A 21,108-nucleotide genomic window follows, 5' to 3' on the forward strand; every position below is an offset into this window, starting at 1 on the left:
ACTGCTCGGCCACCGGCCCGACGTCCCGTCAGAGCTGGACGAAGAAGGCGCCGCCGACGAAGTCGGCCGTCACGGCGAAGAGACCGCCGAAGAACCCGCCGCTCCAGCCGAGATCGGTGTAGTCCCAGACGGCCATCGCCGAACGCTCCGGAAGCAGCTCGGCGTGTTCCGCCGCCAGCTCGGCGGCGTCCAGGCCAGTTGTAGTCGTCATTGTTCGTTTCCCTTTCGGATGCCATCGTCCGCTGAACGGCCAGTGATGGTCGTACCTGTCCGCGCGACTGTTTCTCTCGGGCCTGCGCGTCGTTCCGCGGACCTGTTCCGCGACTACTTCATGTTTCTTCTTCACATATTTTTTTCATATGTGATGAACCGCAGGCGACCGCGCCCGGTGGACGACGGGCCCGGAAGCACGGCCGCATGGCCGACACAGTTCGCCGCATACCGCCGACCAGGTCGCCACAGGCCGCTTTTGCGGTCCATCGGGACTGGACTTTAGAGGCCAGGACGGCGGAGCGCAAGCAACCGGCCACTTCCAGTCGCCATGGGGGCGGATCCGGATTCAGGTAAATCGTTTCACGGTATTTCTCGAAAACCGGCCATCGTCCACCCGATATCACCTTTCCAGCGGACCGGATTCGGGCGGCGGACCTTCCCGGCACGGATGCGGGACGGACGGCCGCGTCCCGCTCCCGACTTCCCCACCACCCCGCGCGGCCGGCTCACCCGACGGAACGGCCGGTCACAGAACGGGTCCCGGCCACCGGACGGGGCCGATCACAGGATGGGCAGGTACCGGTCGATCTCGAACGGCGTGACCTGGCGACGGTACTCGGCCCACTCGGCCCGTTTGTTCCGCAGGAAGAACTCGAAGAGGTCGGCGCCGAGCGTGTCGCGCACCATCTCCGACCGCTCCATGGTCGCGATCGCCTCCTCCAGTGTGCCGGGCAGCGCCCGGATGCCCCGCTCGTTGCGCTGCGGCTCGGTCAGGGTCCACACGTCGTCAGCCGCCGGCGGCGGCAGCTCGTACCCCTCCTGGATGCCCCGCAGGCCCGCGGCGAGTATCAGCGCGAACGCCAGATAGGGATTGCAGGCGCTGTCCGGCGACCGGAACTCGATCCGGGTCGCGTTCGGCTTGTTCGGCTTGTGCAGCGGTATCCGCACCAGGGCGGAACGGTTGTTGTGCCCCCAGCACACATAGGCGGGCGCCTCCAGCACCTCGCCGGCACGCTGGTCGCCGACAATTCGTTTGTAGGAGTTCACCCACTGGTTGGTCACCGCGGTTATCTCGGCCGCGTGGACGAGCAGACCGGCAATGAAGGCCTGTGCGACCTTGGAGAGATGATAGGGGTCGGTCGGGTCGTAGAAGGCGTTCCGGTCACCTTCGAAAAGGCTGAGGTGGGTGTGCATACCCGACCCGGCCTGGTCGCTGTACGGCTTCGGCATGAATGTCGCGTAGACACCCTGCCGCAGCGCGACCTCCTTCACCACCTGACGAAATGTCATGATATTGTCGGCAATGGTCAGGGCGTCGGCGTACCGCAGGTCGATCTCCTGCTGGCCGGGCGCCACCTCGTGGTGGCTGAACTCGACGGAAATACCCAGCCGTTCGAGCACCCCGATGGCCTGCTGCCGGAAATCGTGGCTGATGTCGTTCGGCGTGAGGTCGAAATACCCGGAGTCGTCGACCGGCGGCGGCACCGGCGCGCCGCGCTGCGGCGGCTGCCGCAGCAGGAAGAACTCGATCTCGGGATGGGTGTAGAAGGTGAAACCGGCCTCCGCGGCGGTGGCCAGCGTCCGCCGCAGGACCCAGCGGGAATCCGCCGGGGACGGCGCGCCACCCGGCATGACGAGATCGCAGAACATCCGCGCGGTCACCGGGCTGTCCCCACGCCAGGGCAGCACCTGGAAGGTCGACGGATCCGGCTTGACGAGCATGTCCGCCTCGTGGACCCGGGCGAAGCCCTCGATGGACGACCCGTCGAACCCGATGCCCTCGGCGAGCGCCCCCTCCAGCTCGGCCGGCGCGATCTCGACGGACTTCAGCACGCCCAGGACGTCGGTGAACCACAACCGGATGAACCGGATGTCGCGTTCCTCGAGGGTTCGTAGGACGAACTCCTGTTGCTTGTCCATGGCAGCCTCCGCACTGGAGAGGGCTGGAACGATGTCGGCTCGCCGTCGCGGGCGGGCAGGTGGTCCAAAGAGCGCCGGTCGGATAGCTCCCAGCCGACCATAGCGACTGGCCTGCCCGAACGTCCCGGCGCGGCATCCCGACAACCAGGCCGGTGACATATCGTCACGGCCAGGTTCGGATCGGCCCCTCCCGGGCCGAAGACGGCGCGATCATCGTTTTCCGCGTCGGCGCGGCCGGGCTCCCCGGGTCACTAGGCTTCGATTCATGACCCAGTTGCGCGTCGCGCTTGCCCAGGTCGACACCACCGTCGGCGATCTCGCGGCGAACGCGGACCTGGTGAGCGCCTGGGCGGGACGGGCGGTGCGCGCCGGCGCGCACCTGGTGGCCTTCCCGGAGATGACGCTCACCGGCTATCCGGCCGAGGACCTCGTGCTGCGCCGCTCGTTCGCGCAGGCCTCCCGCGCGGCCGTCGACCGGCTCGCCCGCCGGCTGGCCGACGAGGGCGCCGGCGAGCTGGCCGTCGTCGTCGGCTATCTCGACAGCTCCCGCAACCCCACGCCGCGGCTGGGCCGGCCCGCCGGCGAGCCGCAGAACGCGGCCGCGGTGCTGTGGCGCGGCGAGGTCGCGGCCCGGTACGCCAAGCACCATCTGCCCAACTACGGCGTGTTCGACGAGTTCCGTTACTTCGTGCCCGGCTACGACTTCCCGGTCCTGCGCCTGCACGGGGTGGACGTCGGGCTGACGATCTGCGAGGACCTCTGGCAGGACGGCGGGCCCGTCGCGGTCGCCCGGGCCGCCGCCGTGGGCCTGCTGGTGTGCATCAACGGATCACCGTACGAGCGGGGGAAGGCCTTCCAGCGCGACGAGCTGGCCGCCGCCCGGGCGCGGGAGGCCGGCGCCGCGCTCGCGTACGTCAACCTCGTCGGTGGCCAGGACGAGCTCGTCTTCGACGGCGGGTCGCTGGTGGTGGACGCCGACGGCCGCACGCTCGCCCGCGCCGAGCAGTTCACCGAGACACTGCTGACCGTCGACCTCGACCTGCCGGCCGGCGCGCTGGTGGCCGGCGCGCCGGTGGCCGGCCCTGTCGTCACCGGTCCGGTGGACGCGGGCGACGGCACCACGATCGCCGTGTCCCGCGTCGTGCTGGCCGACGAGCCCGTCTCCCCCTTCGAGGCGCGTGAGCCCACGGTGGCCCAGCGGCTGGACTCCGCCGCAGAGCTCTACGCCGCCGTGGTCACCGGCACCCGTGACTACGTCCGCAAGAACGGGTTCGCCTCGGTCGTCCTCGGACTCTCCGGCGGTATCGACTCGGCGTTGGTCGCCACGATCGCCGTGGACGCCCTCGGCGCGGCCCGGGTACACACGGTCGCGATGCCGTCGGTGCACTCCTCGGCCGGTTCCGTGGCCGACGCCGCGGAGCTGGCCCGGCGCACCGGCGTCACGCACACCGTGGTCCCGATCCAGCCCGTGGTAGACGCCTTCCACGACGCGCTGGCCGGCACCGGCGGCCTTGCCGGTCTGGCCGCCGAGAACCTGCAGGCCCGGGTCCGCGGGACGCTGCTGATGGCGCTGTCGAACGCCCATGGCCATCTTGTTCTCACCACGGGTAACAAGAGCGAGCTCGCCACCGGGTTCTCCACGCTCTACGGCGACAGCGCCGGCGGCTTCGCCCCGATCAAGGACGTGCCCAAGACCCTGGTCTGGGAGCTCGCCCGCTGGCGCAACGCGCAGGCGCCGCGCGACGGCGAGGCCCCACCCATCCCCGAAGAGATCATCGTCAAGCCGCCGTCCGCCGAACTCGCCCCCGGGCAGCTCGACTCGGACCGGCTGCCCGACTACTCCACGCTGGACGCGGTCCTCGACGACTACGTCGAACGGGACCAGGGCCGCACCGAACTGATCACCGCGGGTCACGACCCCGACACCGTGGAGCGGGTCATCCGCCTGGCGGACCTCGCCGAGTACAAGCGGCGGCAGAACCCCCCGGGGCCCAAGGTGACCTCGAAGGCGTTCGGCCGTGACCGCCGACTGCCGATCACCTCCCACTGGCGCGAGCGGACGGGCTCGCCGCCCGCCGTCGAACCGTCGCCGCGCCCCGACAGCGTCACCCCCTGACAGGGTCACCCCCTGACCGCGCTCCGAGGCGGCGCCGCGCCCCGGCCACGTCATCCTCTGGCGGCATCCCGCCCCGGGCTCAGCACCGTCCCCGGACTGGCACTGCCCTGGCGACGGCCATCGCTGAGCAGCCTCCGGACAGCGCCGTCCCCGGGCGGCACCCGGACGGCATTCGCCCGCCGTCCGCAGCCCACCGCGCGTCCGGTCGGACGGCGGGTCAACCTGCCGCTGGCATCCCGGCCGTGTCGGATCCGGAGCACTGGAGGATCCCGCGCAGGACCGTGTCGACCACACCGGTGATCCGGGAACCGGTGACGTCACGCGAATGCCCGGCATACTGCCAGTAGGCGACGGAGCCGATCAGCATATCGATGATCATTTCGATGTCGATGTCCGGGCTCAGTTCCCCCGAGACGATGCCGCCGCGCAGCAGGGCGGCCACCCTGTCCCGCGCCGGGGCCATGACCCGTCTGCGGTAGGCCTCGAACAGGTCGGGGTGCTCCTCCTTCTCGGCCAGCAGTCTGGGCATGATGCGGCCGGCCAGCGTCTGGATGCTGTGCTTGCGCACGGTGTTCAGCCAGGCGACGAGATCGTCGCGCAGCGACCCGGTCTGCGCCCCGCCCGAGAGATCGGCAAGAGTGCCCAGCGCCTCGACGACCAGGGCGTCCTTGGTCGGCCACCGCCGGTAGACCGTTGCCTTGCCAACCCCGGCCCGCGCCGCGACCGCCTCCATCGACAGCCCGGCGAACCCGTAGTCGGCGAGCGTGTGCAGGGTCGCGCTGATGATCGCTTCGTCCCGGCGGGTGTCGCGTGGGCGTCCCGGCGTGCGCATCGGTGGCTGCGCCGGCCGCGCCGGCCCGGGCCCGCGCCGGTCGGCAGGGGGATGGTGCTGCTCGCTGGCCGCCGATCGCGCCGGCCCGGACGCGCGTCCGCTCGACATCGTCACGACGGACGCTCCGCCGCGGCCCCGGCCCGCGGACGGCCGGCCCGGGTACACCCGGTCGAGCCCCATGCCGGAGGCCACCTCGCGGGCCGTCTCGCGGGCCAGGGCAGACATGCCCCGGGCCCTGTCGAGGGCTGTGCCGGCAGCGATGGCGAGAGCGGCGGCGAGGGCCGTCGTCGACGCCATGTCGGATACCGTGACAGATGCCGTGACGGGCGTCCCGTCAGGCCCGGCACCGGATTCGTCCCCGCATTCAGCAGTGCGTTTGGCAGCGCGTCCGGCGCGGTGTGCCCGTTCATCCGCGGCCACCGCCGCCCATCTCTGTAGTGCCTGCTGTGCCCCATGGATCCCGTCCGTCGAAGTTGTGTCCCGACCGTCAGGCGGCGCCCCCCGCATCCAAGATCGAAGCCTACGGTGAGCCAGGCCACGACGCATCTGTTTCCACGGCGGTGGCAGCATGGAGGGGACGCCGGGACGCGCCAGCGCCCGGACGGACGGACGGACGGACGGACCAACAGGAGATCGTATGAACAGGACAGCAGAAGTCTGTTCCGCCTCGCCCGCCGCCGCGGCCGGGGAAGCGACGACGCTGTACGGCGCGTCGACGGCACCGGGCACCCCGGCGGCAGGATCAGGACCGGCGGCCGCGGCCCGTGGCGGCGCGGCCCGCCGCGGCCGGACCACCGTCCGGGAACTCCAGGCGGCCAAGGACCGCGGGGAGAAGTGGGCGATGCTCACCGCCTACGACGCGACCACCGCCCGCATCTTCGACGACGTGGGCGTGCCGGTGCTGCTCGTCGGCGACTCAGCGGCCAACGTCGTCTACGGCTATGAGACCACCGTGCCGGTGACGGTGGAGGAGATGCTGCCGCTGGTGCGCGCGGTCGTCCGCGGAACCACCCACGCACTGGTCGTCGCGGACCTGCCCTTCGGCTCTTACCAGAGGTCGGTGGAGCAGGCGATCGACAACGCGGCGCGTTTCATGAAGGACGGCGGCGCCCAGGCGGTCAAGCTCGAAGGGGGCGCCCGGGTGGTCCCGCAGGTCGCCGCGCTGGTGGCGGCCGGTATCCCGGTCATGGCCCACCTCGGGCTGACCCCGCAGAGCGTGAACGTCCTCGGCGGCTACCGGGTGCAGGGCCGCGGCCACGCCGGTGACGCCCTGCTCGCCGACGCGCTCGCGCTGGAGGCAGCCGGGGCGTTCGCCGTCGTGCTCGAGGTGGTCCCGTCCGATCTCGCCGCCCGGGTGAGCAAGGAACTGACCATCCCGGTCGTCGGTATCGGGGCCGGCCCGGACTGCGACGCGCAGGTTCTGGTCTGGCAGGACATGGCCGGCCTTTCCGACGCGCACGCCCGGTTCGTCAAGCACTATGCCGATCTGCGCTCCACCCTCGCCGACGCGGCGCTGCGCTTCACCGAGGAGGTCCGCGGCGGCACCTTCCCCACCGTCGAACACAGCTACCACTGAGCTACAGCTACCACTGAGCACAAGCAGCACTGACCACAAGCCGTACCGCTGGGCAGGCCGCTACCACCAGGCCCGCCCAGCGGTACGGCCATGCCCCCACAGCATCTAGGCCCGGTGGCGCCGCCGAGCGGTCCTGAAGCCAGCGGGGCAGCCCCGCTGGGCCGACCGAACGGCCCGTGTACCCGGGCACACAAAGGCTGCCCCGGACTGACGAAGGCACGGCAGCCCATCAGACGCCCCTTCGCTACCTCATCACCGCCCAGCGGCCTTGCCCCAATACCACCACCCAATATCCACAAACGCGCCCTGCCCTGCGCCCTCCACTGGCGACGTTCGCCCGAACGATGTGAATCTGCTGCTGCTGTCACAGCACTGCATTCACATCGTTGGGCCCCGTGTTGTCTCCGCCCGGCCCGATGTGGGATGCGGGCGTCCGTTGGCGGCGGTCACCGTCCCATCCTCGTTGGCGCAGGGCATCGGTGACCTGCGCGGCAACAAGATCGGGACGTTCCCGCAGCCGCCAAGTCGGGAAACGCAGGATCAGGCGGTCCTGAAGCACGCCGAGATTCTGACGGGCCAGGTCGTCCCACCACTGCCGCACCTCCTGGTGCGCGGCCCCGTCGATCTCCACCCAGACCCGCCACGGCTCGTACCAGACGTCGAGATACCGTCTGCCACCAAGATCGACTTTGAACTGGCAGTGGCTCGACGGCAGACCGTAACGACATTCGATACGCCGATACAGCATTTCCGCCACCGACTCCGCACCAACATCAAGATCAGCCAATGTATCAATGATCAGACGGCGCCGCCAAATGCGCCCACGCCGGTGCGCCACGTCCCACAGATCACTAACAGTAACCAGCCGCTGCTGCACCGACGCCGCAAGTACCGCTCGCGCGTCGTCGTCCCGTGCCGCCCAGCTCGCCGCGTCCACGACCGACCGGGCAAGCCGCGTCCGCGGAGGAATACGGACCGGATGCACGTCGGTCGACGTCAGTTGGGTGCTGCGGTGCACCACGATCCCGGGATGGCGAACGAGCTGCCGATCGGACGGCACCGTCACGAAAACGGTCGCGACGTCGAATCCCCGCATACCGTCAAGCGCGGCCGCGGTGGATCCGGCAAGGACCGCCCCGGGCCCGGCTCGTGCCAGGGTGCACCAGAGCCACTGCAAACGGGTGAGCGGCCCAGAGTGAGTGACGACAACTCCCCGCAGCGGCCGCTGCCATCGCCCTGTACGGATCCGCCACCGCAGCTCCGCAGGACGCAGACCAGCGGCGATCGCCTCCCGAACCGCCAGCACCCCGCTGTGTTCCCGAGCGATCTCCTTCCATCCACGATCCTCATGCTCTTCATGAACCGCCCCGTGCGACCCCACCACAAACGTCACAACCACGAACACTGATGCCCCACAGACCCACGTTCACCCCACCCCCGCCATCTGTGGACAACCCCTACCCTGGAGTGATCCCGCTTCCGTGGACAGCGAACCTGAGGTTCGCTGTCCATAGGGAAGGAGCGTCATGGGGTCAGCTCGCCGGAAGTTCACCCAGGAGTACAAATCCGAGGCAGTAAGGTTGGTGCTCGACTCGGGCCGGTCGGTGACCGAGGTCGCGAAGAGTCTGGGTATCCACGAGACCACGTTGGGAAACTGGGTGAAGAAGGCGAAGGAGAACGGCGAGACCGAGGAGCGGCCGCTGTCGGTGTCGGAGCGCGCGGAACTTGAGGAGCTCCGGAAGAAGTACGCGCAGGCGCAGATGGACATCGCCTTCCTAAAAAAAGCGGCGAGCTTCTTCGCGAGCGAGCAGAAGTAAAGTTCGAGTTCATCTCGATACACGCTCCGAAGAAGCCTGTGTCCGCCGACGGCGCGAACACCTTTCCCGTCGACTACATGTGCAAGAAACTCGACGTGTCCCGACAGGGCTACTATGCGTGGAAGAAACGCGGCCCGTCTCGGAGGGAGAAGGACGACGCCACCTTGTCGACCATGATCAGAGCTGTTTTCGACCGTCACGAGGGGCGGTACGGCGTGCGGCGGATCTTCCACGAGATCCGCCGCCAGGGCGTCGCCGTCGCCTACAAGCGGGTCCAGCGGCTGATGGCGACGATGGGCCTGGTCAGCGTGCATCCGCGTCCCCGCCGGCCGGTGACGACGGTGCAGGCCGCGGACTCCTCATCGCTGCCTGATCTTGTCGGCCAAGACTTCGCCGCGTCCGCACCGAACCAGTTGTGGTACGGCGACATAACATATATTCGCACCTGGGATGGCTGGGTGTACATGGCCTCCGTCATCGACGCGTTCTCTCGGAAGATCGTCGGCTGGGCGGTCGCCGATCACATGCGCACCGAACTCGTTCTCGACGCGCTTCGTATGGCCGTCACCCGCCGGCGGCCACCCGGCGGCGTCATATTCCACGCCGACCGAGGCGGTCAGTACACCAGCCGTGAGTTCGTCGCCTTCTGTCGCGACAACAACGTCCGAAACTCCGTCGGCCGTACCGGGATCTGTTTCGACAACGCCGCGGCGGAGTCCTTCTGGGCCACCCTCAAGAAGGAGTTCGTCCACCTCCACCCGTTCGATACCATAGACCGCGTCCGGGCGGGGATCTTCGAATATGTCGAGATCTACTACAACCGGCAGCGGTTGCACTCCTCGATCGGCTATCTCACGCCTGTCGAGTTCGAGGAAGAATTTGACGGACAAACACTTCGTGCTGCATAGTTAGGACTGTCCACGAAAGTGGGAACCCTCCAACCCCACCACGAACGATCCACAGAGAAGGATGTGAATCCGCTGCTGCTGTGAGGTGGTCCCCGTTCTTCGGACAGTGATCCCTATGTGGGATAATTGATCCGTGAGCGGAGGAGATTGATGACTGAGTCCCGGAGGCGGTTCACGCCCGAGTACAAGGACGAGGCAGTGAAACTCGTCATCGATTCGGGTCGGCCGGTATCGGCGATCGCGAAGGACCTCGGTATCAACGAGGGAACCCTGGGGAGCTGGGTGGCCACCTGGCGTCGGGCCCACCAAGGCGAAGAAGAACCGCTGTCGATGTCCGAGCGTGCCCGGCTACGGGAGCTGGAGAAGGAGAACCGGGAACTCCGGATGGAGCGCGAGTTCCTCTCAAAAGCGGCAGCCTTCTTCGCGCAACGCCATCAGTGATCGATAAGTTCGAGCTGATCGCCGCGGAGAAGGACAACTACCCGATACGCAAAATGTGCCAGTGGCTCGTGGTGTCGACGTCCGGTTTCTACGACTGGTACCAGCGACCGGTGTCGTCCCGGACCCGCCGGCACACCACCCTGGACACCCAGGTGCGGGCGTTGTTCGCCGCCTCGCGCCAGACCTACGGCGCGCGGCGGATCGCCGCCGCTCTGACCGCGTCGGGCCAGCCCACCTCGGTCCGCCTCGCCCGACGGATCATGCGCCGAGCAGGGCTGAAGGCCTGCCAGCCCAGGGCCTACCGCCGCACCACGATCCCCGGCCAGGCGCCGGTGCCCACCGACCACGTCCGCCGCGACTTCACCGCCACCCGCCCCGGGGCCAAGCTCGTCGGTGACATCACCTATGTCCGTACCGGCGAAGGCTGGCTGTATCTCGCCACGGTCATCGACTGCTATTCACGGAAGGTTCTCGGCTGGTCGATGGCCAGTCACATGCGGACCGAACTCGTCGTCGACGCATTCACCATGGCCGCGTCCCGCACCACCCTTGCACCGAACGCGGTTTTTCACTCGGATCGCGGTACGCAATACACGTCCGACGCCTACCATCGCACGCTGGCACGACACGGCGTGCGACCTTCCGTAGGCGCCACCGGAGTGTGCTGGGACAACTCCGCCGCCGAATCCTTCTTTGGCACCCTGAAAAACGAACTCGTCTATCGGGAAATTTACCTAACCCGTCGTGCCGCCCGCAGTGCGATCGCCGAGTACATCGAAGTCTTCTACAACCGGCAGCGACTCCACTCCACCCTCGGCTACCACACCCCGGAACACGTCGAACGTCTCTACCTGACGAGTCGGACATCAATACCAGAGGCGGCGTAAAGCTGATATAGTCCAGTTATCGCGTGTCCGTAGAATGGGCAGCACCTCACTGTCACAGCACTGCACTCACATCCTGCAGGTGTGAATCACGATCTTGATCGACCATGCGGACAGCGGGACCGGACGGGCGGGGAACAGGGATCGACGAGATCGTCGCCGATGCTCGCACCGCTTGGCGGGGCGGACGGGGACAGGGCCGCCAGCAGAGTGTTGCCGGCCGATGGTGGTTGAACCAGGCAGGCCTCATGGGTACGCGAAACACCTCGACGCTGGCGATGAGCCCGCTGGTGGCAATCCCGCGCGCACGCGCGGCATGCTGGAGGAGTGGGCGTGGCGTACCAACCGCAAGCGGCAGTCCCGCGCGCACGCGCAGCATGCGCCAGCATCACCTACACCGCCGTCACCGGCCTCGGCAGTCCCGCGCGCACGCGCGGCATGCAGCGCGCACAGCCACGGATCCCACGGTTCCCGGGGCAGTCCCCGCGCGCATGCGTGGCATGCGTCACCGTGGGCCGGCTCGCCGCCGCCAAGGCGCCGTCCCCTGCGCGCATGCGCGGCAAGCGTCACCCCGCCGGGCCCGCCCGACGCGGGCGCAGTCTTCGGACACGGCCGGAGACGCTCATGGCGGGCGCACGTGGACACGGCCGCCGGATCGGACCAGCCCACCATGAACCCTCGCTCCGACAGGCGGCACCCGCCTCCGGGGGGCCTCGGCGTTCGGAATCGACCCAGCCCCCTCAAACAGCCTGCGTGAGGCAGGCCCACCTGGACGAGGGCTCGGCACGAGTACGGGTGGAGCGACCGGCCTGGCCGGTGTGAACCGGCGACGGCGCCGCTGGTGTCAGGCGCCCCGCGGGGTGTCAGGTGCGGGCAGGGGTGGTGACCGGGTGGGAGAGCTGGGCGTCGAGGACGGCGCGGGCCGACACCAGGGACGGTCCGTACCAGGTCAGATGGCGGCCGGAGACGCACACCACCGGGGTGTCCCCGAACGCCTCCGGGCCGTCGGCGGGGCTGAACGGATAAGGCTCGTCGGGCAGCACCACCAGGTCGACGGGCTGCACCTCGTCCAGACGGATCCGGGGATAACGCTGCGCATGATCGGCGAGCACGTTGTCGATCCCGAGCCGGCGCAGGACGTCACCGGTGAACGTCTCCCGCCCCACCGCCATCCAGGGCCGGCGCCACACCGGGACCAGCGCGCTGCGCCGCGGCCCGCGATACGGGGCCGCCCAGGTCGCGCGGGCGGCGGTCAGCCATTCCGGCCGGTCGAGGCGGCAGGCGTCACGCAGCATCCGCTCGAGGCTGACCAGGGCGGCGTCCACGGTGGCCGGCGCCGTCACCCACACCGGGATGCCGGCCGCTCGGAGCTGGTCGAGATCGACCTCCCGGTTCTCCTCGGCGTTGGCGCAGACCACGTCCGGGGCGAGGGAGACGATCGTGGTGATGTCCGGGTTCTTCGTCCCGCGCACGCGGGCCACGTCGAGGTCGACCGGGCGGGAGCACCAGGCCGTCGCCCCGACCAGCAGGCCGGGCGCGGTGTGCGCGATGGCTTCGGTCAGGCTCGGGACGAGCGAGACCACGCGGGTCACCTGTCGGGGCACCGTCACCCCGTTACCGAGATCGTCGATGCCGGGATCATCCCGGCCGCTCGCCGCCGTCACCGTCGCCACCTACCCCGGTCGATTGCCACCTACGCCGGCTGGACCGGACGTCCGTGGCGAAACACCTGATGAAACATTTGCCACAGAACGCCTGCCACAATTTGCTGCTATTTGCCGTTACCCGATGTCACTGAACGTCTGTCACGCGTAGCCCCGCGTGGGATTTGTAGCGTCTGTTCACCGAGATCAGGTTTGCGGTCAGCCCCTCGACGGAGGCCGCGTTACGCAGCTTGCCCGCGTAGATCCCGCGGATGCCGGCGATCCTGCCCGCCAGGGCTGTGACGGTGTCGGTGGCCTGCCGGTCGTCACCCAGGACGAGAACGTCGGTGTCGATCTCGTTGACCGTCTCGTCCTCCAGCAGCACCGCGCTGACATGGTGGAACGCGGCCACCACGGTGCTCTCCGGCAGCAGCGCCGCGGCCTGCTGCGCCGCGCTGCCCTCGGGTACGGGGAGCACGAACGCGCCGCCCCTGTCGAAGCCGAGCGGGTTGACGCAGTCAACGACGATCTTGCCGGCGAGCTCGGCGCGCAGGCCGGTGAGCAACTCGCCGTGGCCGTCCCAGGGCACGGCGACGATCACGATGTCGCCGGCGGCGGCGGCGGTGGCGTTGTCCGCGCCAGTGACGGCCCAGCCGGCCGCGCCCAGCTTCGCGGCGGCCTTCCCGGCGCGTTCGGCGGAACGCGAGCCCAGCACGACCCGGTTGCCGGCGATGGCGAGACGGCGGCCGAGCCCGCGGCCCTGTGGCCCGGTCCCGCCGAGGATGGAGATCGTCAGCAACGAGACGTCAGGTAGATCACCAGGAGAGCCCATGAGCCACATCCTGCCGTATGACCCGTCCACACGGCATTCTGATCGCCGACGGACCGATCATGCGCATCCGCCGCCAGCCGAGGATGCCGACTCCGAAGGAGTGGCCCCGAAACGCCGAAGCACCAACATCATCCGGACCGGCTCTGGCCGGCCCGCTCCGGGCGGCCCGCCCTGGCCGCCGTCCCCGATCCTGCCACCCTGAGCGCTTCTGGCCGACTCGGAGTGTATCCATACGGTTGGGTTCACCCACGGGTACCCCCGGTCACCCGACCCGGGAGCGAATGCGGGACTATGCCTGAACAACGTGACAGCTACGGGCGTTGATCGCCCCGTAGGACGCTGGCGGACGCCGGGGGGCGGGAGTCTTCTCAACAGACGCGGCCGTACCGATCGGACAGAGGAGCGGCGGAAGGTGAACGACGGAAACAATTCCGTGCTTACAACATTTCGCGATCAGGACATAGCGTTGCGTGACATCCATGGAACGTCGGACAACCCCGGCCGCACGCCGTTCGAGGACGGGTCGTACCGTTCCATTCCACGAACAGCTGCGAGATCCACAGAACCAGGCGGGAGAGGTCGAGCAATGGCGGACGTATCGGTTCGCTTCGCGATGACGAACGACAGCGAAGTGGTGCTCAACCTGTCGCTGCCGCAGGCACTGCGCCTGATGGAGGCGATCGCGCGCAAGGTCGGCGAGACGCTCGCCGAGCGCAGCACGCAGGGCGTCGGAGGCGTCGGAGGGGTGCCCACGCCGGCCCCATCCAACGGCATGCCGAGCCTGGGGCCGTACACCCCGTCCTGAGGCCCACGACAGCCCGGCGGACGGCCGGCAGGACAGTCCGACAGGCGGGTGGGTTCCCACCCCATGCGGTGGCCCCACCCGACGGCCGGCCATTCCACCGTGGGCAGGCCAGCGGGCGTGCGCGGGAACGTGTCAGCCCTGGGCCGGCCTGCTGGTGCCCAGCGCCCGGGGATGCGACGTCGCGTACACCTCGCGCAGCCGGTCCACCGTGACCAGCGTGTAGATCTGGGTGGTGCTCACCGACGCGTGGCCCAGCAACTCCTGGACGACCCGCACATCGGCCCCGCCGTCGAGCAGGTGGGTCGCGAAGGAGTGCCGCAACACGTGCGGTGACACGCCCTCCACGCCGGCCGCCACGGCCGCGGTCCGCAGCACCGTCCAGGCGCTCTGCCGCGACAGCCTGGTCCCCCGCCGGGACAGGAAGACCGCCGGGGACGCCCGCCGGCTCGCCAGCACCGGACGCGCCCGGACCAGGTAGGCGGCCAGCGCCTCGCCGGCGTACCGGCCGAGCGGGACGACCCGGGCCCGGCCGCCCTTGCCAAGCAGCCGCACCGACGCCGCGTCCAGGTCCAGGTCGTCGACGTCGAGGCCGACGGCTTCGGAGATGCGCGCGCCCGTCCCGTAGAGCAGTTCCAGCAGCGCGACCGCCCGCAGCTGTCGGCTCCCCTCGGCGGGATCACCGCCGGGACCGCCGGCGGCGGACGTGGACGCGGCGCGCAGAACGGCCACCACCTGGTCGACGGTGAGCGCCCTGGGCAGCCGGCGCGGCGGGGTCGGCGGGCGTACCGGCCGGGAGACGTCCGAGGTGACCTCGCCCTCCCGCGCCGCGAAGCGATGCAGCGACCGGACCGAGACGAGCATCCGCGCCACCGACGACGCCGCCAGCGGCGGGTGCTCGCCGGCCCCCTCCCGGAGGGTCGCCGCGAACTCGGCCACCTCGGACTCGTCCACGTCGGCCAGGGAGCGCACCCCGCGCAGGCTCAGGTGCTCCAGGTAACGGCGCAGGTCACGCCGGTAGGCGAGGACCGAGTTGCGCGCGAGCCCACGCTCGCCCGCCAGATGGTCGAGGAAGCGCTCGACCACGACGGCCGGGTCCCCGGCCACGGGTTCCGGTTCCGGTTCCGGGTCAGCCGGCATGCTCACGTGCGTACCGTGCGTACCGTGCGTACCGTGCGTACCGCACGGGCCCGGTGGGCCGCGGCCGCGGCAGGCGGGCGCCGGTCACCGCCAGGGACAGCACGGTCACCGCCAGAGGCGACAACGGACTCGCCGGCCATCAACCCATCCCTACGCCTGCGCTCGTCATCGATGTGCGTGGCTCGCCATCGACGTGAGTGTAGGTGCCCGGCGGACGGCGTCCGCCCATACCGCGCGGATCACACCCGACTACCTGGGACGACACGCCTCTCGGGGCGATTTGCCAGCCCCTGTCCGTACGTGTAAAGGACTGCGGCTATCCTCACATCTGATGCGGACAGACAGTGGACCGCCACGACACGCCCGGTATCTGCTGGTCGCCGCCGTCGTCATGCTGGCAGTCGGCTGTGGCGGTGGTGCGGCCACCACGGGTGCCCCGGCTCCGCCCAGGGCGCAGTCGTTCGGCCCGACGGGGCAGCCGAGCGGGCCGGTCACCGGCGATCCGCGCCCGGTCGGGTCCGTGTCGCAGGTGGTGGCCACACCGTCCCGGCCGCCGGCCGCCGACCCGACCCGGACGGCGCTGGCAACGGTGCAGGCGTACTTCACGGAGATCAACACGGCCAGTCGGGAGGGACGGGTGGCGGACGTGAGCCTGACAGCCATGCCGGGATGCCAGACGTGCATGCTCGACGTCGGCGTCACCCGCGGTTTCCACGACCGGGGTGGGCACGCCGACGTGGATCCGCTCGCCGTCGGCCCGGTCGTCATGGATCCGCTCGGGGATCGGATCGCCACCGCGCGGACGACCGTGGCGATCAGAGCCGTCCGGCTGCTCGACGCCGCCGGCAACACCGTCCGGACCTATCCCGCCCAGCCGGCGCGCGCCGCCACTGCGACGCTGGTGCTGAGCTCGGCGGGCTGGCGCATCCAGAACGTCCTGTACGCCACGGGGTCGTCGTGACGCGGGCAGCCCCGTCCCCGCACGCGCATCCGCGCCCCAGGTCGCGGCGGCCGGAAGGACCGGGCGGCCATGACCAGCCGGGCCGCGGTCACGCCGGCGGCCGGAACCTTCTGGGACGGCTGGGCCGCGACCGGCACGGGTGGCTCAGGGGGCGCTGGACGCGCCGGCGGCACGGCACCGGCCAGAGCTACGACACCGGCCAGAGCTACGGCCATGGCGCAGGTGCCGGCAGACCGCTGGCGATCGTGCTTCTTGTCGTCACGGCGTCCCTGCTCGGGCTGCTCCCGCCGGTGGTGTCACCCGCCGCCGCGGCACCGGACGGGCGGACCGGCGGCGCCTGCACGGCCCTGTGGGGATACTGCGACACCCGCGCCACCGACAGCGGATACATCTACACCTTCGTCGGCGGACGGCTGCACCGGACGCCCGCGACCGGCGCGGCCCGGCGGGCCGGTGGCGGCTGCGGGGACTGCGTCGTCCCCCTGAACTACTGCAACGTCGGTGACGAGACCACCGACTTCGAGGAACTGCTGTGGGCGACCGCGCCGGAGGCGGCCGCCGACACGAACGCGCTGTGCGACCCGCAACCCGGTGCCGCCCCGACCCTCGCGCAGGTGCAGGCCGCGCTCACCAACTACCTGCGGGAACAGGCGCTGCCCAAGCCCACGCTCGTCGTCGCGCCGAGCGGGCGCAGCTTCGCCAACCTGCCGACGGTGGTGTACACGCCGGTCCCGCCAGCCTTCGTCTTCAACGTCGACCAGCCGGTGCTCGCCACGATCACCGCGGTCCCCCACTACCGGTGGGACTTCGGGGACGGCGCGATCGGCCCGGACTCCCCCGGCCGCCCCTTCGACCCGGCGATCTCACCCCGGGAGCATCCCGACGCCTACGTGTCGCACCCCTACCGCCAGCCCGGCACCTACACGATCACACTCACGGTGACCTGGCAGGGGACGTTCGCCGTGCCCGGTGTCGGGCAGGCGTTCCCGCTGGACCCGGTGGTCCTCGCGGCGAACGCCCCCGTCGTCGTGGACGAGGCCGGCAGCGTCCTCACCGGCAACGACTGAGGTCCCCACCGGCAACGGCTGGCCCGGCTCGCCGGCCGCCGAAGCGCCGGTCGGGCGGCGCGGGCACCACCCGCACAGACACGAATAGTCATGAAACAGGCGCTCCAGGTGTTGGACGGTCCGGCCAGGGGGTGTCCGCGGCGCGCAGGGAGGTGAATCCGCCGGCGCGGGCCGTCGCCGCCGCCAGAATGCCGATCACGGCCATGGCGTTGGTGATCGTCCCGGACAGCACGTCGGCCACCGCCTCGTCGAGATCCACCCGCCGCGTCCGCATGTCGGCCTCCTCGTGGACGCCGACATGCCGCTGCGACGGCGGGATCACCGCCAGCTCACGGGCGAGAAAGACGCGGTACGCCTCGTCGGTCATCCCGGGCGAGGCCAGGACGTCGACGAGCAGGTCCCAGCGGGCGGCCGTGAGATGGGCCTCCTCCGCAAGCTCACGGGCGGCGGCGGTCGCCAGCGGTTCCCCGGGGATGTCGAGGATGCCGGCGGGCAGCTCCCACAGGGGCCGGCGGACCGGGTGACGGTACTGGTTGACCATCACCACCCGCCCGGACTCGTCCAACGCGACCACCCCGACCGCGCCGGGATGCATGATGACGTCACGCTGGGAAACCCCACCGTCCGGCATCCGCACGATGTCCCGGCGGAGCCGGATGATCCGCCCGGTGAAGACGACGTCGGACTCCACCACCTCGTAGCGGTGCCCGCTGTCGGAGCGGTAACCCGCCTCCGCGGCCGGCGTGCCAGCCGCGGGCCCCCCGTCCACAGGCGCCCCGTTGGTGGGCGCCGCGGACGATTCGGCCGGGGGCGTGTTGTCCGTCTGTGGCCCGGCCGCGGGCGCGCTGTCCGCCCGTGCCCCGTCCGGTCCCCGCGCGTCGGGCTCCCCCACCCCGCCGGCTGTCGCACCGCCGGCCTGCGCACCGCCGGCCGCGTTACCGGTTGTCACGTTGCGGGTGGCCATGACGGCACCAGCTCCTCACACTGCACCTCGCCAGGTATCCCCTGGCTGTCCACCATCTCCTGGCCGTCCACGTCCGCGATGCCGTCGGGCAGCTCGACCGGCAGCACCCCGGTGCGCCGCTCGGAGTGCGTGACCGCTGCCGCGGCCAGCGCGCGGAACAGCGGGTGGGCCCGCGTCGGCCGGGAGCGGAACTCCGGATGCGCCTGGGTGCCGACGTAGAACGGATGGACCTCCACCGGCAGTTCGACGACCTCGACGAGCCGGCTGTCCGGCGACGTCCCGGAAATCACCAGCCCGGCCGCGGTGAGCCGGTCGCGGTAGTCGTTGTTGACCTCGTAGCGGTGCCGGTGGCGTTCGTCGACCTCCGCGGCCCCGTACACCCGCCGGGCGACCGTGCCGGGCGCGAGCGTGCACGCATACAGCCCGAGGCGCATCGTGCCGCCCATGTCCCGTTCCCCGGCGACCACGGCCTGCTGGTCGGCCATCGTGGAGATCACCGGATGCGGCGTCTGCGGGTCGAACTCGGTGGAGTTCGCGTCGGTGAGCCCGGCCATGTTGCGGGCCGCTTCGATGACCATGCACTGGAGGCCCAGACACAGGCCCAGGGCCGGGATCCCGTTCGCCCGCGCGTGCCGGAGCGCTTCGATCTTCCCTTCGATCCCGCGGATGCCGAAGCCGCCGGGCACGAGCACACCGTCCACCCCACCCAGGGCGACCGCGGTGGCCTGCGGGGACGAGCAGGTGTCCGCGGGCACCCAGCGGATCTCCACTCGGGCGTCCACCGCGAACCCGCCCGCCCGCAGCGCCTCGGTGACCGACAGGTAGGCGTCGGGCAGATCGACGTATTTCCCGACGATCGCCACCGTGACCAGGTTGGCCGGGCGGTGGACGCGGCGCAGCAGGGTGTCCCACTCGGTCCAGTCGACGTCCCGGAAGGGCAGGCCCAGGCGGCGGACCGCGTAGGCGTCGAGGCCCTCCCGGTGCAGCACCTTGGGAATGTCGTAGATCGAGGCCGCGTCCGGCGCGCCGACGACGGCCTCGTCGTCCACGTCGCACATCAGGGCGATCTTGCTTTTGAGCGCGGCCGGCAGCGGCCGGTCGGAGCGGCAGACCAGCGCGTCCGGCTGCAGGCCGATGCTGCGCAGCGCCGCCACCGAGTGCTGCGTGGGCTTGGTCTTCAGCTCCCCGGAGGGCGCCAGATAGGGCACCAGGCTGACGTGGACGGTCAGGACGTTGTCCCGTCCGACCTCGTGGCGGACCTGGCGGATCGCCTCCAGGTAGGGCAGCGACTCGATGTCGCCGACGGTGCCGCCCACCTCGGTGATGACCACGTCCCAGGCGTCGGTGGCGAGCCTGCGGATCCGGTCCTTGATCTCGTCGGTGATGTGCGGGACGACCTGCACCGTCTGGCCGAGGTAGCCACCCCGGCGCTCGCGGGCGATCACCTGCGAGTAGACCTGGCCGGTGGTGACGTTGGCGCTGCTGTCGAGGTCGACGTCCAGGAACCGCTCGTAGTGGCCGATGTCGAGGTCGGTCTCGGCGCCGTCGTCGGTGACGAAGACCTCCCCGTGCTGGAACGGGTTCATCGTGCCGGGGTCGACGTTGAGGTAGGGGTCGAGCTTCTGCATGGTGACCCGAAGGCCACGAGCCTTGAGGAGACGACCGAGGCTGGAGGCGGTGAGCCCCTTGCCGAGACTGGAGGCGACCCCTCCGGTCACGAAGATGTGCCTGGTCACGTGCGCCTGCGCCACGCTGAGACCCTTCCGTGGGTTGCGCCGGCCGGACACCCGTACCCGGCCGGTCCACGGGATTTCACGGTAACACCCCCGCCCCGGGTCGGGACACGCACGAGACAACTGCCGCCCGCCCGCCATGATCCAACCAGCCCGCCGCCCCGGGGCGCGATCACCATCCGGCCGTCACGTAACCGCACGATCACGCAGTCGACCCGTCTCACGTTCGCCCCGGAGCCCTACCGAGCAGAAACCCACAAAAACACGCGAACACAGTTGTCCGTCACCGTTTCTCGGGCTCCGCCGAAGCTCACGCGGGCGACAGCCCCGCAAGGATCTGAAGGATGTGAATGCGCTGCTGTTGCAGCAGCAGCACCACATTCACATCCTTCATGGCGTGGCCCGGGGGAAGGCTGCGCGGACGGGTGTTCGGAGAACGGGGGAACGGCAGGCGGGCGACAGGCGACGGCCGGGTGGAAGCGGCTGTCAGAGAGCGGAGATGACCTGGTCGTAGTCCAGGCGGGGATGCCGGGGACGGAAGGCGTTCTCCCCCGGCCTGCCGATGTTGATTACCGCGAGTGTGCGCAGCGGTTTGTCGGCGAAGAACTCCCTGTCTATGGCGTCGGCGTCAAGCCCCGTCATCGGGCCGGCCGCGAGCCCCGCGGCCCGGATACCCAGAATGAAGTAGCCGATCTGGAGGGCGGCGTTGAACCGCGCGCTGTGCTCACGGAAGGCCGGCTCGGCGAAGATGTCCCTGGCCGTCGGCAGATGCGGGAAGATCTGTGGCAGGTTGTCGTGAAAGTCGACGTCCGCGGCGACGATGGCCGCCAGCGGCGCGGACCGCGTCTTCGCCTGGTTACCCGGGCTGAGGTGCGCGACCAGCCGTTCCCGCGCCTCGGGCGAACGGACCAGAACGATCTGCAACGGCTGGGAGTTCATGCTGGTCGGCGCCCATTTGACCAGGTCGTAGATGGCGCGGATCTGCTCGTCGGACACTGGTTCGTCGCTGAAGGTGTTCGCTGTCTGGGCCGTGTGGAACAGCAGGTCCGCGGCGGCGGCGTCCAGCGCCAGGGCGGCGCCGGCGGAGGCGTCTGTGACGGTCATGAAAGTCAGGACTCCTGATGGTCGGGGTCGTCACGGGTCCGGCATCCCAGGCCGCTGGGCACCCGGTCACTGCTCGTGCCGGGCGCCCAGCGGCATCACAGGACACTACTTGAACGCACAACCACATCCGCGGCATCCCCACGCCGCTGCGACCC

Annotated in this window: 19 protein-coding genes; 8 read left to right on the forward strand and 11 right to left on the reverse strand. The window is 70.1% G+C overall.

Translation table 11 applies throughout. From position 1 onward, the window contains the following. Positions 1-28 precede the first annotated feature (28 nt). A complete protein-coding gene (locus tag FSYMDG_RS15955) occupies positions 29-211 on the reverse strand; it encodes a hypothetical protein (RefSeq protein ID WP_013874434.1) in 183 nt (60 codons plus the stop codon). Between the two features lie 563 nt (positions 212-774). Then, positions 775-2,133: a type I glutamate--ammonia ligase gene (glnA, locus tag FSYMDG_RS15960; RefSeq protein WP_013874435.1), complete on the reverse strand. Its 1,359-nt coding sequence runs from the start codon at positions 2,131-2,133 to the stop codon at positions 775-777. A 265-nt stretch (positions 2,134-2,398) separates the two neighbouring features. Between glnA and FSYMDG_RS15965 the strand changes: the two genes are divergently transcribed. Continuing rightward, on the forward strand, positions 2,399-4,249 hold the full coding sequence (locus FSYMDG_RS15965; protein WP_013874436.1) for an NAD+ synthase: 1,851 nt from the start codon (positions 2,399-2,401) through the stop codon (positions 4,247-4,249). Positions 4,250-4,466: 217 nt separating this feature from the next. Here the strand turns inward: FSYMDG_RS15965 and FSYMDG_RS15970 are convergent, their stop codons facing one another. After that, positions 4,467-5,378, reverse strand: a complete 912-nt coding sequence (locus FSYMDG_RS15970; RefSeq protein ID WP_013874437.1) for a TetR/AcrR family transcriptional regulator — start codon at positions 5,376-5,378, stop codon at positions 4,467-4,469. Between the two features lie 340 nt (positions 5,379-5,718). Between FSYMDG_RS15970 and panB the strand changes: the two genes are divergently transcribed. After that, complete coding sequence (gene panB, locus FSYMDG_RS15975; RefSeq protein WP_013874438.1) at positions 5,719-6,657, forward strand: 3-methyl-2-oxobutanoate hydroxymethyltransferase; 939 nt, start codon at positions 5,719-5,721, stop codon at positions 6,655-6,657. A 364-nt stretch (positions 6,658-7,021) separates the two neighbouring features. Here the strand turns inward: panB and FSYMDG_RS27230 are convergent, their stop codons facing one another. Further along, positions 7,022-7,594: a hypothetical protein gene (locus tag FSYMDG_RS27230; RefSeq protein WP_193353072.1), complete on the reverse strand. Its 573-nt coding sequence runs from the start codon at positions 7,592-7,594 to the stop codon at positions 7,022-7,024. Positions 7,595-8,183: 589 nt separating this feature from the next. Here FSYMDG_RS27230 and FSYMDG_RS28645 point away from each other — a divergent pair. The 3 genes from FSYMDG_RS28645 to FSYMDG_RS16000 all read left to right on the forward strand — a co-directional run bounded on the left by FSYMDG_RS28645 (position 8,184) and on the right by FSYMDG_RS16000 (position 10,710). Then, positions 8,184-8,474 carry a transposase gene (locus FSYMDG_RS28645; RefSeq protein ID WP_043602641.1) on the forward strand — a complete coding sequence of 97 codons (291 nt, stop codon included), beginning with the start codon at positions 8,184-8,186 and terminating at the stop codon, positions 8,472-8,474. A gap of 17 nt (positions 8,475-8,491) precedes the next feature. Further along, positions 8,492-9,382: an IS3 family transposase gene (locus tag FSYMDG_RS15990; protein ID WP_237703101.1), complete on the forward strand. Its 891-nt coding sequence runs from the start codon at positions 8,492-8,494 to the stop codon at positions 9,380-9,382. A gap of 150 nt (positions 9,383-9,532) precedes the next feature. Beyond that, a protein-coding gene (locus FSYMDG_RS16000) for an IS3 family transposase (protein ID WP_085948540.1) occupies positions 9,533-10,710 on the forward strand; the annotation gives its coding sequence in 2 pieces (ribosomal slippage) (positions 9,533-9,794 and positions 9,794-10,710; 1,179 coding nt in all). 860 nt (positions 10,711-11,570) lie between these two features. Here the strand turns inward: FSYMDG_RS16000 and FSYMDG_RS16005 are convergent. Continuing rightward, the gene (locus FSYMDG_RS16005; protein ID WP_013874440.1) at positions 11,571-12,371 is read right to left on the reverse strand and encodes a helical backbone metal receptor; all 801 of its coding nucleotides are present in this window, start codon (positions 12,369-12,371) and stop codon (positions 11,571-11,573) included. Between the two features lie 127 nt (positions 12,372-12,498). Beyond that, a complete protein-coding gene (npdG, locus tag FSYMDG_RS16010; protein ID WP_013874441.1) occupies positions 12,499-13,182 on the reverse strand; it encodes an NADPH-dependent F420 reductase in 684 nt (227 codons plus the stop codon). A gap of 586 nt (positions 13,183-13,768) precedes the next feature. Here npdG and FSYMDG_RS16015 point away from each other — a divergent pair. After that, entirely contained in the window at positions 13,769-13,987 is a 219-nt protein-coding gene (locus tag FSYMDG_RS16015) for a hypothetical protein (RefSeq protein ID WP_013874442.1), read from the forward strand. A 132-nt stretch (positions 13,988-14,119) separates the two neighbouring features. On the opposite strand, the gene FSYMDG_RS16020 is transcribed toward FSYMDG_RS16015, so the two are convergent. Both FSYMDG_RS16020 and FSYMDG_RS26340 read right to left on the reverse strand, forming a co-directional pair. Beyond that, complete coding sequence (locus FSYMDG_RS16020) at positions 14,120-15,124, reverse strand: site-specific tyrosine recombinase XerD (protein ID WP_050803563.1); 1,005 nt, start codon at positions 15,122-15,124, stop codon at positions 14,120-14,122. Positions 15,125-15,126: 2 nt separating this feature from the next. Beyond that, positions 15,127-15,264 carry a hypothetical protein gene (locus FSYMDG_RS26340; protein ID WP_157491033.1) on the reverse strand — a complete coding sequence of 46 codons (138 nt, stop codon included), beginning with the start codon at positions 15,262-15,264 and terminating at the stop codon, positions 15,127-15,129. Positions 15,265-15,455: 191 nt separating this feature from the next. Here FSYMDG_RS26340 and FSYMDG_RS28650 point away from each other — a divergent pair, with 191 nt between their 5' ends. Together FSYMDG_RS28650 and FSYMDG_RS26345 are read left to right on the forward strand one after the other, a co-directional pair. Continuing rightward, positions 15,456-16,085, forward strand: coding sequence for a hypothetical protein (locus tag FSYMDG_RS28650; RefSeq protein ID WP_013874444.1), 630 nt, complete (start codon positions 15,456-15,458; stop codon positions 16,083-16,085). Then, a complete protein-coding gene (locus tag FSYMDG_RS26345) occupies positions 16,082-17,152 on the forward strand; it encodes a PKD domain-containing protein (protein WP_013874445.1) in 1,071 nt (356 codons plus the stop codon). The genes FSYMDG_RS28650 and FSYMDG_RS26345 overlap by 4 nt, the downstream gene beginning before the upstream one ends. 88 nt (positions 17,153-17,240) lie before the next feature. On the opposite strand, the gene FSYMDG_RS16035 is transcribed toward FSYMDG_RS26345, so the two are convergent. The 3 genes from FSYMDG_RS16035 to FSYMDG_RS16045 form a co-directional block, all read right to left on the reverse strand. Then, positions 17,241-17,846, reverse strand: a complete 606-nt coding sequence (locus FSYMDG_RS16035; protein WP_043606788.1) for an NUDIX domain-containing protein — start codon at positions 17,844-17,846, stop codon at positions 17,241-17,243. Between the two features lie 251 nt (positions 17,847-18,097). Next, the gene (locus tag FSYMDG_RS16040) at positions 18,098-19,867 is read right to left on the reverse strand and encodes a CTP synthase (RefSeq protein ID WP_083828314.1); all 1,770 of its coding nucleotides are present in this window, start codon (positions 19,865-19,867) and stop codon (positions 18,098-18,100) included. Positions 19,868-20,335: 468 nt separating this feature from the next. Continuing rightward, positions 20,336-20,953 carry a malonic semialdehyde reductase gene (locus FSYMDG_RS16045; protein ID WP_013874448.1) on the reverse strand — a complete coding sequence of 206 codons (618 nt, stop codon included), beginning with the start codon at positions 20,951-20,953 and terminating at the stop codon, positions 20,336-20,338. Positions 20,954-21,108 lie beyond the last annotated feature (155 nt).

Source organism: Candidatus Protofrankia datiscae (assembly GCF_000177615.2).
Classification (GTDB): Bacteria; Actinomycetota; Actinomycetes; order Frankiales; family Frankiaceae; genus Protofrankia; species Protofrankia coriariae.